Genomic DNA, 16,988 nt, shown 5'->3' on the forward strand with positions numbered 1-16,988 from the left:
GGCCCTCGCAGCGCAGCAGCGTATCCGTTTTCGCTCCTGAGGCAAACACCACGCCCGCACCTCCAGGCCTAGCCCTCGGCCCGCCCGATCGCGTCGGCCTGCTGGATCAGCTCGATCCGCGAACGCATCCGCAGCTTGGTCAGCACCCGGGACACATGGGTCTGCACGGTGTTGCGGGAGACGAACAGCTCGGCGGCGATGTCCGGGTTGGACATGCCTTTGGCGACCAGCTGCGCGACGTGGATCTCGCTGGGCGTCAGCGCCTCCCAGCCCAGGGCGGGTCGGCGGCGCACGGCCCGGGGCCCGCGCCGGACGCCGTACGGCCGCAGCCGCGCTTCCAGGCGACGCGCGTCCCACGTCGCGCCCAGATCCAGCCAGGCCGCCAGCGCCTGTCCGAAGGCCGTCCGGGCACCGGCCAGGTCTCCCTGCTCGGCCAGCACGTACGCCGCCTCCTCCAGCGTCAGCGCGCGATGGTGCAGCCACGCCCACTGGCCGAAGTCCGACGCCACCGTGAGCAGCCCGACCGCGTCCGCGTCGACCAGGGCACGGCAGAACCGCATGACCAGCAGCCGGTGCGGCGACGGGTCCGGGTCGGCGGCGACCGCCGTCGCGGCCGCCTCGGCGAGCGCCGGCTCGCCCTGCGCCAGCGCCGCGCGCACCAGGTACGCCGCCTCGTCGCACCGGCCGGCGCGGCCCGGCCCCGGCGGCAGGTCCAGGTACGCCGCCCGCAGTGCCAGACTCTCGGCCAGGTCGCCCCGGCTCTCGGCCAGCAGCGCCAGCGCGTCGGCGACCGGCCCGAACGCGCCGACCCAGCGGCCCTGGTCGGCCGGGTCGAGGAAGCCCCCGGCCTGCAGCCTCGCCTCGGCGGTGGCGCGGTCGTCGCGGTGTATCGCGATCAGCGCCACGATCGCGTGCAGGTAGGACATCGAGGGGCTGGCCAGCAGCTCGTGGTTGAGCCGGTCGGCGTAGGCCACCGCCTCGTCCCACCGGCCGTAGGTGTACGACGCGTTGGTGGCCTGCGCGTACACCACCCCGATGCGCATGCTCCCTTTCTGCTCGGCGCTGCGCAGCGCGTCGGCGATCGACGCGTCCAGGTCGGCGCGGCGGCCGTTGACCAGCAGGCAGACCAGCCGGTTTCCCGTCAGCAGCAGTTTCAGGTCGGTCGACTCGGCGTCGTCGCCGAGCGCCGCGAGCGCGGCGTCGATGTGGCCGAGCTGGTCGGGCTCGGCCGCCAGGTAGGTGAGGGTGTTGTGGGCGAAGCCGATGCCCAGCGAGTCCCCGCACGACTGCGCCTCCGCCAGGGCCAGGTGGGCTTCGGCCGACGCCTCGTCGAACCTGTCCAGGTTCAGCAGGATGAGCGCCCGCCAGGCGCGTAACCGGGCCTGGCAGTGCAGTGGCAGGTCCGGTTCGGCGGGCGCGGCCAGTTCGAGGGCGTGATCGAAGCGGCGCAGCCGTCCGGCGGCACGCACGGCCAGGATGCGCAGCCGGCTGGCGAACTCCCGGTCGGCGGTCCGGTCCAGCACCTGGACGGCGACCTGGCAGGCCTGCTCGTCGCGGCCGAGCCAGAACAGCGTCAACGCCAACCGGGCCAGCAGCGCCTCCTGCACCGCGTCCGAGTCGACCGGCTGCGCGCTCGACCGGGTCAGCAAGCCCACCGCGACGTCGGCAGCCGAATACAGCATGGCCTCAGGCATGTCTGCCAGCCAGGTCGTCGCCCAGGCGTCGAGCGGCCCGGACGTGGCCGCCAGATGCAGCGACACCTCGTCCACTCCGGCTCCCGTCTCGGCGACCACGCGCGCGGCATGCCGGTGCAGCCCGGCCCGGACCGCCTCCGGCAACTGGTCGGACAGCACCTGGCGGATGACGTCGTGCCGGAACGTCAGGCGGTCGCCCGCGCCGACCAGCACCCCGGCGGTGACCGCCTCGTCGGCGGCCTGCACGATCTCCGGCATCGACCGGCCGGTGACCGCCGCCCAGCGGCCCACGTCGAACCGCCGGCGCAGCAGTGCCGCGAAGCGCAACGCGCCCACCGTCTGCTCGCTGAGCGTGTCGAGCCTGCGGGCGATGGCCGCCTGCAGCGACGGCGGCACCGTCGCCGCACCCGGGCTCAGCTCGCGGACTCCGCCGCTGTCCCGCAACGCCCGGTCCCGCACCACGGCTTCGAGCATCTCCCGCAGGTACAGCGGGTTACCGCCGGCCCGGGCGAGTTCCCGCCGCAGCCCGGCGCCCGGCTCGCCCTGGACGAGGCGGGCGGCGAAGGTCAGCGTCTCCGCCGTGCTCAGCGGGCCGAGGTCGAGATGGACGCCGGGCCGGTCCCGCAGCAGCGCGCGCAGCCGTGACACGGTGGTCCGCGGCGCGACCGGCCGGCTGGTGGCCAGCAGCAGCAGCGGGATCTGGTCGACCGCCCGGGCCATCCGCTGGCACAGGGCGAGGCTCGCCTCGTCCGCCCACTGCAGGTCCTCCAGCGCCAGCAGCAGGGGCCGATACGCGCTGAACCGGTCGACGAGCTCGAGCATCCGCTCCCCCGCGGCGAGCACCGGATCGAAGGTGGCGGCCCCCACCGCTTCACCACGCAGCAGCCGGGCGATGAGCACGCGGGCCGGATCGGCGGCCCTGGCGGAGACGTCGAGGGCGTCGGCGATCATTCGCAGCGGGAAGGCCTGCATCAGCTCGTCACCGCCGCCGCGCAGGACCCGGCAGCCGGTCTTGACCGCGGCTTCGGCCGTCGCGTCCACCAGCGCGGTCTTGCCGATACCGGGTTCGCCCTCGATCCAGGCGATACCGCCACGGCCGTCGGCCAACCTGGCGATGGCGTCGTGCAGCCGCGCCGACTCGACATTCCTGCCGACGATAACTGTCACTGCGCACCTGCCCCTTGATCAACAAGATCGGTGACGACGCCGTCGGATGCTAGCCGTTCGACAATGTCACGGGCATCGTCGATCTTTCCAGCACGAATCGGTGACAGAACAGGGAACGCCGTCCGACGCGATCCTCATCGGACGGTGCGCCCCTCCCTCCGCACGTCGGGGAGGGAGGGGCGCTTGTCTCAGCTGCGGCGGCGACGCCAGGTGAGGGAGAACCCGAAGACACCGGCCACGGCGGCCAGCACGCCGCCGACCGTGGTCCAGATCCAGCGGGCGGACAGGTCCGGCAACCAGTCCAGCGCGCTGCTCCCGTCATCGGGGGTCGGGCTGGGGCTGGCCGAGGGATCGACCGGTTCGGCCTGGGCCACGACCTGGCCGGGCTTGGCCGGCGGCACGAGGGGAGCCTTGAGCTCACCGTCGTCGGCGCCGGCGTCGCCCTCGGCGCCGAGCAGCATGTCGACCTGGATGGGCAGGCCGAGATCCGGCTCGGGCAGGTCGGTGACCGACAGCCGGACGTAGTACGTGCCCGGCAGCGGATCACCCGACCACGGCTCGGCCCACGAGCGCACTCTGCGCAGGGTGCAGCCGAGCTCCACGGCGGTGGCCGTGGCGGCGGCGATCGGCGTCTGCGCGCCGGCCGTGCACGCCTGGCGGCGGCGGAGCCCGTCGAAGACGTCCACGGTCCACGTGGACGCGCCGGTCCGCTTCGCGGCGGGCGGCAGTGCGACCGTCAGCGCGACCTGGGTGGTCTGCCCGGCGGTGGCGCTGAACGACCAGTACAGGTAGTCACCGGTGGAGGCGGTGACCTGAACCGGCTGCCCGACGCTGACCGCGGTGGCGGTGAGGAACGAGGTGCCCGCCCGGTTGACGGTGGCCGATCCGGGAGACGGGGTCGGCGCCGCCATGGCGGCGGCGGCCGGCAGCAGGGTGGCGCAGGCGGCGGCGAACGCCGCGGCCGCGAGGCGGTTGCGCAGGCGGACGTGCCCTTGCCCGTGGTGGATGAGCATCAGTTGGTCCTCCAGGTCGCGACCCACCAGCGGGTCAGCCAGCCGGCGAGCACGCCGGTGAGCAGTCCGGCGATGGTCAGCACCAGCAGCAGCAGCCAGCCTGACCCGAGCCCCGGTGCGTCCGGCGCGGGCGAGGTGGCGACGACGTCGATGGTCAGCTCGAACGGCATGCCCGGTGCGTCGTTCGCCGTCGAGCCGGCGAACGAATTGCTGATCACCAGACAGACCTCCGTCGGCTTGACGGGGCCGTCGGTCGACGGTTCCGACTCGACGTCGGGCTCCAGGGCCGACCAGCGCAGGCCGGTGGACAGCACATCGGTGCGCCCGCTGCCCGCGTCCGTGCCGCGGACGAGCTCACGGCCGTCGGCCGCGGTGGCGCGCAGCAGTACGCCGTAGTCCGGGTTGACCGGGCGGTCCAGGGCGATGCTCACCGAGGCGCGCAGTTCCTGGTCGTCGCGGACCGGGACCCGGTACCAGCGGTGCTCGGAGATCTTCTCCCGGTCGGTGTAGACGCCCGGCGCCAGCAGCGGCGCTCCGGCGCACTCCTTGCCACCGGCCACGAGTGCGGGCGTCTTGACGGTGGTGGTGTCCTTGGCCCGGTCGACGAGCTGCTTGATCCGACCGGTCAGCTCCGCCGGCGTCTCCGCCGAGGCGTACGTGCCACCGGTGGCCCCGGCGATGCAGAGCAGCTGCCGGCGAACCTTGTCGTCCGGTGCCAGGCCGAGCGTGTCCACCACCAGATGGGTGCCCTTCGCGGCCAGCTCGCGGGCGACGTCGCACGGGTCCGGCGGGGCGCAGGTGTCCTCACCGTCGGTGATCAGGATGATCCGGCGGGTCGTCTCACCGGTGCCCAGGTCCTCGGCCGCACCGCGCAGTGCCAGCCCGACCGGGGTGAACCCGGTGGGCCGCAGCGCCGCGATCGCATTCTTCGCCGCGGCCCGGTCCACCGGAGCCACCGGCACGATCTGCTGGGTGTCCTTGCAGCCCTCGGTCTTGTCCTTACCCTTGTACGTCGCGCCGAGCACGCGGATACCGAGCTCCGTCCCGTCCGGGAGGGCATCCACGACCTCGTTGAACGCCTGCTGCGCGACGGAGATCCGGGTGCGGCCGTCGATGTCGGCGGCGCGCATCGAGCCGCTGACGTCGAGGACCAGCTCCACCCTCGGCGGTACGGCGGTCTCGACGGGCTCGTTGTCGTCGGCGTGGGCCGGCGTCGGGAGAACGGCCGACAACGCGACCATTGGTCCGATGAGGATGGCTCGTAACCATCTACTGTTGATCACCGCGCGGATCTTACGGACCGCGCGCGGCCCTCTGACAGCGCAGGCACCAATTCGCGATCATCCACACACGACTCAGGTGTCACCGCGAGAGCAGAGCGGCACCGCTCAGTCGTCGAATTCGAACCCGGTCGCATCCGCCAGGCTCATCAGGGCACGGATGCGATCCGGGTCGTTCGCGACGGCCGCCATCCTTGCGCCCAGCTCCTCCAGCGCTGCGCGGTCCGTGCCGTACGCGCAGAACATGCCGCCCTCCGGGTCGTAGTCGAACCGGCCGTCCAGCGCGGTCGCCTCGTGCAAGACCAGCAGCTGGGCGACCCCCTCCCAGAAGTAGCCGTTCGGCTCGTGCCCCAGCTCCTCGATGAGCCCGTCCACGCTGGTGTCCCCGGCGTTCAGCAGCAGCGAGTACTTGCCGGAGCTCGTCTCGATCAGTGTCAGCGGTGTCATCGGCGCAGCATCACATATGGCACCGACACACAGCCGGGAGCAGATGTCAGACTGCCTCGTCGTCGGCGATGCCCAACTCGCGGCTGTACGCCTCGTCGAGCTCGGCCCAGCCGTGGTTCTTGGCCTCGCTGCCGCGGATCGGCGGCACCGGGTCCCCGTCGAGCAGCCGACCGGCGACCACCAGGCACAGGTGCCAGCCCGCCGCGACCTTCGGCAGCCAGGTCCGGTCGGCCATGGTGTGGCGCAGCACCAGCCGGGTGCCGGTGGCGGTGGGGGCCAGCTCCCAGCGCAGCAGGTCCTCGCCCCAGGTGTGGACGAGCAGGTGCGGCGGTTCGGCCCGCTGCACGGTGGCGGGCAGGTCCTCAGTGTGCTCGCCGTCGACCATCGTCAGCACCGCCGCGCCGGGGCGGCCGAGGTCGCGGTCGGCCAGGAAGGGGGCCCACCCGGCGAGCCGGTCGGGTTCGGTCAGCGCCGCCCACACCTTCGCGGGCGGGTGCGCCAGATCGTGCTGCAGCACCAGGGTCCAGCGCCCGCCGGAGGCATGGCACTCGACCGGCCAGATCGGGCCGGGGTCGATGACCTTCATGTCGTCACTCCTGCTTGTCGAGGTGCCGTCACAGCGTGTCGAGGCGGCGGTCCCACAGCCGACCGTACTGCGTCGGCCGGTGCTCCGCTCGGCGACGGCGCCCGCGGGCGCTGGCCGATCGCCGTCACGACCCGTCCACACGCGGTTTCCACCACCCCGACCACGTCAGCGACGGCGGCGGCTGTCCGTCGAGCGGGTGGCCGACCAGTCAGGCGACAGCATCGACGGATCGCGACCGGTGCCCGGACCCGGCACGTCGGACGTCGACGCCTGCGCATGGACCGGTCGTCGCACGCCGCCGGTGACACCGTCGAAGCTGATCAGCGGGCGTGGCACAGTGGACCATCCGGTCTGCCGATCGCTCTGCGCATCATGGTTGAACTGGCGGCTCAGACAACCTGGCCGGGGACAGCGGCACAGCCGCAGGCTGATCCAGCTGGACCGAACCGGGCGCCGCGGCCTGCGCCGTCGTCGAGTCGCCGTCGCCACGCATCACGATGTCCGTATTGGCGACGTCACGGCGGACGCCATCGATATACGGCACCCGCCCGTCGGCGAGATCGTGTATTGCTCGGTCAAGCTCGTGGTCGCGGAAGAACTCCAAGGTGAACAGGTTCCCGCCCACCGCGAACGCGGTCGAGCCGGGCCGGCCCGCGGCGTCCTCGCGTGCGGCGTTTCCGGCCCGGAACCTGCGCCGCCATTCGTCGGCCGACACCGCGCCGTTCTCGTAGCCCTGATACTCGTTGGTCGGGTACTGCTTGTGCACCTCGTGCACGATCCGTCCGTTGAGCACGACGGTCGCCGTGTGGTTCAGCGTCGGCCGCCCACCCGGCGCCACGCCTGCCCACACCATCGTGCCGGGCAGGATCAGCAGGTGCGGATGATCGGCGCTCACCTCGCTGATCTCGTCGAGGAAGACCTCCCGGTCGGCCTCCGTGAACGGCTCCCCCGGCCGCTTGAAGAACCGCTCAGGAAGAGTGAGCACACCGTAGACGGCATTACGGTCCACCGACTCCGACTCCGGCTCCGGCTCCGGCTCGCGCAGCGCTGCCTCGACCTTGCGATACTCGGCATCGATGTGACTCTTCATCATCTCCAACCGGACATCCAGCTCGCTGAGTTGCCTACCGAACATCCGGGCAAGGCCGGGTCGATGCCGTGCGTGCGCGGCCCGCAGGTCGGACTCACCGCCGGCGGTGAAGGCGCCGTCGTGGCCGATGAAGGCCGACAGCGACACGGGCCGTTGCTCGGCGTAATGATTCTCCCTGGCCAACGGCGCGGTCCGCTCAGCCCGCCGCTCCCGCAACAGTTGGCGACGCCCGTGGCGCACTGCCCGCGCCAGCTGCTGGACGGCCGCGGCTCGGCTGCTGGCCACATCATCCCCCCTGCCGCTCGGCTTTCCCGCCGACCACACGTTGATCGCCTGCAGGGCGGCGTCCAAGCGCCGGAGTCGTTCGAGCGAGCCGAGATCCTGACCCGCCGGCGTTTGAAGGTCGGCGACCGCGCCATCGATCACGAGCAGTTCGGCCGAGCGGCGCCGGAACGTTGATTTCGATGTGGCCGACCACTCGGCCAGCGCGGTGCCCAGCGCCGTGTCCGCAACGCGCGCATGCGCGGGAGAGGTGGCGTCGTGTTCTGCGGCCGCCCGGACCGCCACGTTCGCCACCTGCCCTCCGGCCGAGATGAACGACACCGTCGCCTGGTCGTCGACCGGCCGCACCGGCCCCTTGCGGGCCCAGTCGAGCAGCAGCACTCCCTCCTCGACCCGCACGACGTTGAGCACCGCGCCGATAGTCCGCCCTGGCCCGTGGAGCACCGCGAATCCGCGCGCACCGGGCGCGGCCGCTTCGAACGCGGCGAGCAGATCCGCGAGCCGGACACGCACCGGTTTCGCCGCGGCATCCGTACCGGTTGCGCGGGCATAGCCGGTCAGCAGCGCCATAACCCGTCCCGGCAGGGCGCCTGGCTCCGGGTTCTCCTCGGGAGCAGCTGAGTCGGCCCTGCCCGCGAGCCGGAGGTCGGTGTGAATCGCTGCCAGCACGTAGCGGAGCCGGGGATCTGCCACCGCAGGAACAGACTTGGCTGCGAACCACGGGTAACGATCACGGACGAGCGCGACGTGGGGTTCGTCGTCCTTCACCGCTGGAGCGAAAACGGCGTCGACACTGACCCGGCCCGGTGGCAGCGACTCATCCACGGCCTTGGTGAAGGAGATTCCGTCGGCTGGGAGATCCCATTCGGCCAGGCGCGCCTCGACCATCGCCGCGAGCTCGACCGCGAGCTGTCGCGGTCCGGCCGAGCTGCTGTCGGCCGAGCGAACACGGACTTCCAGCAGGGTGACCCGGCCTGTGTCGGCCGCAACGGCACGGATCGCCTGGACCAGTGATCCCGCCAGTGATCGCAGGCTGCCCAGGTGCCGCAGGCCGGAAGCCGACAGCATGTGAATGTCCATGTTGACGGGTCGCACGGCGATCACACCGCTGTCGGCTCTGTGCTCGACCAGCGGGGCCGCGGACACCGACTCCTGCACCCACCATAGCTGCCAGAGGTGACGGACTGCGATGTCCTCCGCGATGGGCCTCCCGGTGGGCCTCCCCATGATCCACTCACCATGGGTGCGTGCCGGCATCCGGCCGGCCGACTGCGACGGCACGGCGGCAGCGGGTCGCAGGCGCAGGAGCGGGCGGTAGGAGCCTGAGTCGGGTCCACGCGGCATGGCGTACTCGTCGTAGAGGCCGAGGCTGTGCAGGATCTCGTGCAGGATCAGGTTGCGGGCACGTGAGTCGCGCAGCAGGCTCGTCGGCCAGGTAGTGCTCGACGCAAGGGTATGCGGTATCGGCTCCTTCGGCACCCGGATGACGTGATGCGGTCCGTCGTCGGTGAACTCGACCATCAAGTGGAACTGGTCGCCGCCCGGCAGCCGGAAACGTTCATTGATCTCGGCCACCGCAGCCGCCGCGAGTCCTTGCATCCGCACGACGTGGGCGCGGGGAATACCCCCGTCCGGAGCCAATCTCAGACGCATCCGGAAGACCCGCACCACCTGGGGCGCCGAGCCGGACATGGCGATCCGCACCACGTCATAGCCGATGGTGCTGCCGTAGGTCCCGATCATTTCCGCGGGCGTGCCCACGGGCTCCACCGTTTCCAGGACAGAGCTCTCCACCTCGCGCACCTGTGACGGGTCGAGACTGCGGACGACATCTTCGATCTCGCCTGTCGGCACCGGTTGTTCCAGGGTCCACCAGCCGCGCTCGGAAGCCGGGAAGCTCACGGTGCGCCAGGGATTCAGGTAGTGCAGCCACAGGTGGTGGTCTTCGCCGGGCTGCGGCTCGGCCTGCCCTGGCGGCCTGTAGGGTCCAGGTCCATCCATGGCAGGAAACGTGACCGAGTAGAGCTCCAGGTATCGATCCGCTGTTTCTCCGTCCTGCCGAGGCTGGTAGGCAATGACCGTCTCCTCGGCCAGATTCTCGGCCCATGCGGTGACCAGCGGCTGCTCAGTGCCGATCTCACGCACCTTTTCCGCCACGTTGACGATGATTCCGCGGGCGATTTCAGCGGCGGTCTTGCCTGCCTGGTCGGTGTCGTTCAGAAGCGGGACCCACGCGGTCAGCCGGGGAAGCGCTCGGTGCTCGCTCAAGCTTGTCTCGGCCTGCGCCCACAGGTTGCGTGCCGCCTGCTCGACCACGGCCGGATCACTCGGCAGCCAGCTCTCCGGGTTGAAGATCACCTTGCCGATCTCCGTGCCCGCCCGGGTGATCGGCCGCGTCGGCCCTCGCATCCAGCGGGGCCGCCGGAGCGGGGCCTCCCACAGGTTGTTCGTGTGGTCACGCTGCCAGCCGACGGCGATCAGGTCTCCGTCGTACCCGCGGTAGCCGCCGGGGTCCGACTTGGCGACAGTCACAGCCACCAGCGGCTTCGTGCCACGCGTTGGGGGAGGTTGCCGCTCGTGCCATCGTGTCAGAGCGACTTCGAGCCTGCGGTGGAGCGCCGAAGCCACGCGCTCCGCTATCAGCGGAGCGCTACCGGCGCCGAAACGGGCGAATACTTCGAGCACCAACTCGGCCGGCTCGCCGATCTCCCCGGTCCTGTCAGCCATGGCCTGGTCAGAGCTCGCGTTGTCGACCAGCTCCGACAGCCAGGCCACGACCGCGGGGCTGCCGGCCGGGTCGAATCCGTCCCCTTTCAGCACATCGCCTTGGAGAATCTGCCGGAATCGGCTGTTCCACAGCACGCGTCGCGCTTGCGCCCACGGCGGGCCCTGCGGCGAGACGGCATCGGGGGACGGGTCACCGCCCTCGCGTACGTCTCGCAGGTGGAAGAGGGGGAAGTCCACCACGGTCGTTCCCTCGTCGATTCTGCTGGCCACGGAGACGTTGTCGACGAACTCGACCTCCAGCAGTTGACCTGCTTCGAGGTGCCTCTCGCCGGGCTTTCCCGGTTCGCCGACGTCCGACAGGAACACCGTGCCGCGATCGGCAGGCGGATTCCTGCGCACACTCCGTTCGGCGACAAGATCACTCAAGAGCCGCACCGTGTACCCGCCGTGCCACTCGATGTCGCGGTTCGCGACCTCGATGCGCAGCGGCAGCAGCGCATCCGGTGGTCCTGGCTGCGCGGCGACGGCGGCGTTGCCTGCCGGCCCCGCCGCAGCCGCCAGACTGGCCATGGGCGCCGACTGCGCCGCAGGCTGATCGAACGTGCTCGGCCCCGCAGCGGGCGCCGCGACTTTGCCGTGGCGAACGTCACCCGGCAGGATCACCACATCGGCGATGTCGCGGCGGACGCCACCGATGTACGGCACACGCCCATCGAACAGGTCGCGCATTGCCCGGTCGTGTTCGTGGTCGGTGGGGAACTCCAAGGTGATCAGGTGCCCGCCCACCGCGAACGCGGTCGAGCCGGGCCGGCCCTCGACGTCCTCACGCGCGGCGTTTCCGGCCCGGAATCTGCGCCGCCACTCGTCGGCCGAGACCGCACCGTTCTGATAGCCCAGGTACGTGTTGCCCGGATACTGCTGGTGCACCTCGTGCACGATCCGCCCGTTGAGCACGACGGTCGCCGTGTGGTTCAGCGTCGGCCCCCCACCCGGCGCCACGCCCGCCCACACCATCGTGCCGGGCACGATCAGCAGGTGCGGATGGCCGGCGCTCACCTCCAGGAGCTCGTCGAGGAACACTGCCCGGTCGGACTCCGTGAACGGCTCCCCCGGCCGCTTGAAGAACCGCTCGGGAAGGGCGAGCACACCGAAGACGACAGGTTCGCTCACGGTGCCGATCGGGCCAAGGACTGTCCTGGAGGCGCGATACTCCGCCTTGACCCGCGTCTTCATCATCTCCAGGCGGACTTCCAGCTCGCTGGCTTGTTCCCCGAACATCCGGGCGAAGTCGGTTCGATGCCAGGTGTGCTCGGCCCACAGGTTGAATCGGCTGCTGCCTGCGCCCAGGCCACCCTCACCGGCGGCGAAGACACCGTCGTGGCCGATGAAGGCAGTCACGGGCATGGGCCGGCCTTCGGAATAGCGATCCTCCCCTGGCACCTGTGCCACGGGCTCGGCACGTCGGTCCCGCACCAGCTCACGACGCGCGTCGCGAACCCGTCGGGCCAGTGCCTGCACAGCTGCGGCTCGACGGCTGACCAGCTGAGTCCCGTCCCCGCTCGGCTTGTCCGCCAACCACGTCCGAACGGCCTGCAGGACGGCATCCATTCCGGCGAGCCGTGTGCGGGAACTCCGGCCCAGCTCCGACCGCATGCGAAGGTCATGGACCGCCCCATCGATCACCCGCAGCGCCAACGAGCGGCGCGCATGCGGCAGTCTGGACGCCGCCAGCCACTCGGCCAGCGCGGCGTCCAGCCTCAACGCCGCATCATCCGTGTGCACGAGCGCGGCGACAGCACCGCTGTCGGCACCCGCCCGGGTCTCCACGCTCACCGCCGGGCTACCGGTCGAGAGGAACCACACGGTCACCGGCTCATCGGCCGGCCGCACGGGCACCTCCCGGGCGACGTCGAGCAGGAGCACCTCGTTCTCGACCCGCACGACGTTGAGCACCGCCCCGACGGAGCGGCCCGACCCGTGAAGCACCGCGAATCCTCGCGCACCGGATGGGGCGGCTTCGAACGCGGCGATCAGATCCCCAAGCCCGATGCGTACCAGGCTCGCCGCCGAATGCGGCACGCGCTGCCTGGCGTAGTCCGTCAGCAGCCCCAGTACCCGATCCGGCGTCACGCCCCGTACCGTGGTCGCCTTCGGAGCGGCCCAGTCGCGGGTGCCCGCAAGCTGGGTATCGCCACGAATCGCCGCCAGCACAAAGCGGCGGGCATCGGTTACCGCAGGCCCAGGCTGTTCGACAAGCCACGGATACCTGCGCTGAACGCGCTCGACCAGGCCGGCCTCGCCATCTTTCACCAGTGGTGCGAAGACGGCGCTGACTCTGATCCGGCGGGACGTCGGCTGCTTCTTGTCAGCGGTGACGACGATGCCTTCGGCTGGAATGTCCCAGTCCGCCAGACGAGCATCGACCATCTCCGCAAAAGCTGTCAGTTGCTCCCCCCTGACGGAGTCGTCGCCGGACATGCCAAGCCGCACCACCAGTCGGCTGAGCCGGCCGGGATCGTTCGAAGCGGCATGGGCCGCCTGGGCCAGCTGTGTCGCCACGCTTTCCAGTCTGAGCCGGTGCAGGTTGTCGACCGCGGCCCGCGCGCCGATCGCCATGTCGACCGGAGCCAGAGCCCGCACGCCGTCAGCGATGGAGACCTCGACGTGCGGCGCCTCAACCAACCGCTCCTGTATCCACCAGATCTGCCACAGGTAACGGACGGCGAGGTCCGCTTCGGCAGGTGCCCCCACGACCTGGCTCATGATCCCCATGTCGTGGATGCGGCTCGGCATCCGCCCGGCCGATCGTGGTGGCGCACCGACGGCGGGCTTCTGGAGTAGCGGCACGGCACGAGCGTCCGGGCCGCGGCGACGCGACACGGCGTACTCGTCCTGAAGGCCGATGAGGTGCAGGATCTCGTGCAGGATCAGCCTGTGTCGCTGAGAGTGGTCCAGCAGCGTGGTGGGCCAGGCGTCGGCCCTGGCGATGGCATGGGGCGGCGGCGTCGTCGTCACTCGGACGATGTGGTGTGGTTGGTCGGTGGTGAACTCGACCATCATATGGAACTGGTCACCGCCGGGTAGCCGGAACCGTTCGTTCATCTCGGCGACGGCGATCGACGCGATTCTTCGCAGCTTCACGACGTGGGTACGGGTGACGTCCGGGTCCGAATCCATCTGAATCTTGACGCGGAAAACCCGAACCGTCCGGGTTGCCGCTCCTGCCACGACGATCCGCACCACGTCATAGCCGATGTCGAGGCCGTACGGGCCGATCGTCGCGTCCCCGACGCCCACGCGCTCCGCAGCCGAGTAGTGGCTCTCCTTCACGCGGTGTAGTCGCGACGGGTCGAGAGTGCGAACGATGTCTTCGATCACGTCGGTCCGCACCGGCTGTCGCATGGTCCACCAACCCGGTTCGGACAGACGAACCTCCGCGGCGCGCCACGGATTCAAGTAGTCCGGCCGCTGCTCGTAATCATCGTCGGGCCACCCCTCGGCCTCCTGGGCCTCCTGGACCTCGTCCTGGGACGGCTTGAGGGGTGGAGCGCCGTTCAGCACGGGAAACCTGACCGAGTAAAGTTCAAGGTCGCCGTCGATGGTTCCATCGTCCCGCCTCGGCTTGAACGCCATGAGCGCCCTGACGGGCAGGCCCTCGACCCATGCTCGGACCAGCGGCGACGCAGGATCAGACTTCCCCACCTTCTTCGCCACCTCAGAAATGAACTTGCGGGCGAGTTCACCGGCTTTCTCGCGCGCCTGCGGGGTGTCTTCCAGAAGTGGAACCCAGGCGGTCAGCCGCGGAAGCGGTCGGCCCTCGCGCATGCTCGCCATGGCCTGCGCCTGAACGGCTCTTGCCACCTGATCCAGCACTGCCGGAGTTCTCGGCACCTGATTCTCGGGATCGAAGCTCACCGCGCCGACAGGCTCTCCGGCCCGTCCCACCGGTCGAGCCGGCGGACCCGGCGCCCAGACCGGCCGCCGCAGTGGTGCATAAAGGCTGTTGGCGTTGTCCTGTTGCCAGGCGACGGCAACCAGGTCGTAGTCGTACCCGTGGTAGCCGCCTGGGTCTGATTTCGCGACAGTCACCTCGACCAGCGGCTTGACGGCTTTCGTGCCGCGGGGCTGCCGCTCGGACCAGCGCGTCAGGGCGGTTTCCAGTCTCCGGTGCAGCGCTGCGGCAAGGCGCTCCGCCACCCGCGACGCCCGAGCGGTGTCCGTGCCGAAGCGGGCGAACACTTCGAGCACCAGCCGGTCCTGTTCACCGAACAACGCGGTCCGGTCGGCCATGGCCCGGTCCGCGGTCGCCTTCTTGACCATGTCCGACACCCAGGCCATCGTCGGGGCGCTGCCGATCGGATCGAATTCCTGCTCGGCCAATATGCTGCCCCGCAGGACGTGCCGGAAGCGACTGTTCCACAGCACGCGTCCGGGCTCCCACATCGGCGTGTCCTGCGGTGGCGGCGCGGTGCGCGTGGAGCTCACGGAGCTCGCGGAGGCATCGCTGCCTTGGCGAGTACCTCGCAGGTGGACGGTTTGCTCGGTTCCGGTGAACCGGGTCCCCCAGGCCTTCGACTTGATCTGGCCGACCAGGGTGATCTGGTCGACGAACTCCACCTCGAGCACTTGACCGGATCCGACGCTCACGTTCTCGTCGGCTTGCCCGAGTTCGCCGATGTTCGACAGGAACACCGTGCTCCAACCGTCGGGCAGCGGCCTGCTGACATCCCGTACGGCCACATAGGTGCTGTCGAGCAACCCCGTGTTTCGGTCCGGCTGCCAGACGACCTTCTTGTCTTCGACTTCGATCCGCAGCGGCAGCAGCGCCTCCGATGGGCCTGCCAGATGATCGTGCGGTACCTCGGCCACGCCGTCCGGCACGCTGCCCGCGACGAGCCGATCAAGCGTCTCGCGCCGCATCACCTGCCCCCGCCCGGTCAGTGCGGAGAAGCCCTCGGTCAGCGGAAGGAAGAAGAAGTCTCCGCCGGTCGGCAGTCGCGCCCACGCGCCGGCCTGCGCGTCCAGGAACACCGCCCGGCCGCCGTCGTTGAACACGTTGACCACATGCCAGCCGCTGTCGCGCGTGCCGAATCCCAGCACCCCGCGGCTGCCGGGCGCAGCCGCGGTCGCCCCGGCGATCTCGTCCACGCCACCGCGCACCTTGATGAAGCCGGGACCGCCGGCGAACACCTCGTCGGCATACCGCACCAGGTCGAGCACGGCAGACTGCGCCGATGCCGGCGCCTGATAGCCGGCGAAGCTCCGCGTGCCGCGCTCACGCCACGTCATGTCGGCGACGATCGCCGACATGACGCAGTTGGTGACGAACTCACCACCGATCCCGCGCCACGGGTTCACCCCCGCCAACCACGGATACCTTCGCGCGACATCCTCCTCCGACAACCGACGCGCTGGAGGGCTCACCTGCGGCGCACCCACGCCCACCCAGCCGCGCAAGAACCTCGACAGAGTCCGCAGGTCCGCGGCCATGGAACGCCGCCAAGCGGCGACCCGCGAACCGAGGTCGGCGGATCCGGCGACCTCCGCAGGGTTCGGTGCCGTCCGGATGGGGGCGGCGGAGGCCGCGTCCGGCCGGCCGCCGACCGCGGTCTCAGTGCCGGGTGCCTTGACGCCGTGGAACGATCTGCCCGCCTTGCCGGCGGCGAGATCCACCGTCGGCTGGACCGCCGTGCCGAGCATCGGCACGACCACACTCGGCCCCAGCACGGCCGCGCCTCGTTCGGCCACCACAGGACCCGAAGAGCCGACCGGGCCCGAGCCCGCCGACCCGATTCGCCCGCCCATCGGCACAGCCTCGCCACGCGCTGTGTCCGCGCCTGCCCACACAGGTCGCGTTTCCTTCGTGCCGGCAACGCCGGCCGTGTCGCCGCCTCCGGCCTGTGTGTCGCTGTCACCAGGCCGGAAACTCTGAGGTTCCGTGCTGCTCGCCTCTTCGTCGGTCTGCGTGTCCCGGCCGTCCCCGCTTGACAGCGCTGTCGACGGCACGACGCCGTCATGCGCCGTGGCGGCTCCCGGATCGACCGGCTGGGACACGTCGGCGGCCGCCGGTATGGCTGTGTTCTGCGCCGCCACGTTCTGCGCCACCACCGGGTTCCCGGCCCGCCCGTCGTCGCCCGGCACGGTCTCGACGACGGCGGGCTGACCGAGCGCCTCAGGCCCGATGATCGTCCTGTCCTGCGACGTCACCGACGCGCGCACGAGTGCACCGGCATTCGCGCCGGCGGCGGTGTTGGCGGCCGAGGTGGTGGTGCCGGACGTGGCGGTGCCCCCACGCACCGGACCCGCCTCGACCTGTGCCATAACACCGGCCACCGCGACCGGGACACCCTCACCCGACGGCGTGAACGTCCCCGACACGTCGAACAGCCCGGCCAGCTTGCCGCTGCCGCGCACGTGCCCCACGACCACGCCCCGCTCGTCGACCCGCAGATCCGTCCTGGACCAGCCGCCCACGAAATCGGCCGCCGCCCAGCCCGAACCCTTGAACGAGCCCGCCACCACCGTCCCGTCACCACGCGTCCAGGAGCCCGTGAACCTCAGCAACCCCCCGAAAAGCCCACCCGCGCCGTACGTGCCGTCGAACTCGAAGTCGCCCCGCCACAGGCCCGCACCGAGGAACCGGACCCCGGAGCCCTGCCCGTCCTCGCCGCCGGCGCCGTCGGTGATCGGATCCCAGGGCCT

At 70.8% G+C, this 16,988-nt stretch carries 6 protein-coding genes; all 6 read right to left on the bottom strand.

Translation table 11 applies throughout. The features are described from left to right. Window positions 1-68 precede the first annotated feature (68 nt). Window positions 69-2,861, bottom strand: a complete 2,793-nt coding sequence (locus Cco03nite_RS19420; protein ID WP_203693553.1) for a helix-turn-helix transcriptional regulator — start codon at window positions 2,859-2,861, stop codon at window positions 69-71. Between the two features lie 188 nt (window positions 2,862-3,049). Continuing rightward, on the bottom strand, window positions 3,050-3,874 hold the full coding sequence (locus Cco03nite_RS19425; protein WP_239167491.1) for a peptidase: 825 nt from the start codon (window positions 3,872-3,874) through the stop codon (window positions 3,050-3,052). Then, a complete protein-coding gene (locus Cco03nite_RS19430; RefSeq protein ID WP_203693554.1) occupies window positions 3,874-5,157 on the bottom strand; it encodes a VWA domain-containing protein in 1,284 nt (427 codons plus the stop codon). The genes Cco03nite_RS19425 and Cco03nite_RS19430 overlap by 1 nt, the downstream gene beginning before the upstream one ends. A gap of 105 nt (window positions 5,158-5,262) precedes the next feature. Continuing rightward, on the bottom strand, window positions 5,263-5,601 hold the full coding sequence (locus Cco03nite_RS19435) for an Imm51 family immunity protein (protein WP_203693555.1): 339 nt from the start codon (window positions 5,599-5,601) through the stop codon (window positions 5,263-5,265). Between the two features lie 46 nt (window positions 5,602-5,647). Further along, on the bottom strand, window positions 5,648-6,187 hold the full coding sequence (locus Cco03nite_RS19440) for an SRPBCC family protein (RefSeq protein WP_203693556.1): 540 nt from the start codon (window positions 6,185-6,187) through the stop codon (window positions 5,648-5,650). Between the two features lie 370 nt (window positions 6,188-6,557). Beyond that, window positions 6,558-16,808, bottom strand: coding sequence for a hypothetical protein (locus tag Cco03nite_RS19445; protein WP_203693557.1), 10,251 nt, complete (start codon window positions 16,806-16,808; stop codon window positions 6,558-6,560). Window positions 16,809-16,988 lie beyond the last annotated feature (180 nt).

Origin of the sequence: Catellatospora coxensis (genome assembly GCF_016862635.1) — a bacterium.
In the GTDB taxonomy this organism is placed as follows: Bacteria; Actinomycetota; Actinomycetes; order Mycobacteriales; family Micromonosporaceae; genus Catellatospora; species Catellatospora coxensis.

What these genes read in the sequence shown, in the direction of transcription:
- Cco03nite_RS19435 (WP_203693555.1), bottom strand. Translation starts at nt 5,601, where the DNA reads ATGACACCGCTGACACTGATCGAGACGAGCTCCGGCAAGTACTCGCTG.
- Cco03nite_RS19440 (WP_203693556.1), bottom strand. Translation starts at nt 6,187, where the DNA reads ATGAAGGTCATCGACCCCGGCCCGATCTGGCCGGTCGAGTGCCATGCC.
- Cco03nite_RS19425 (WP_239167491.1), bottom strand. Translation starts at nt 3,874, where the DNA reads ATGCTCATCCACCACGGGCAAGGGCACGTCCGCCTGCGCAACCGCCTC.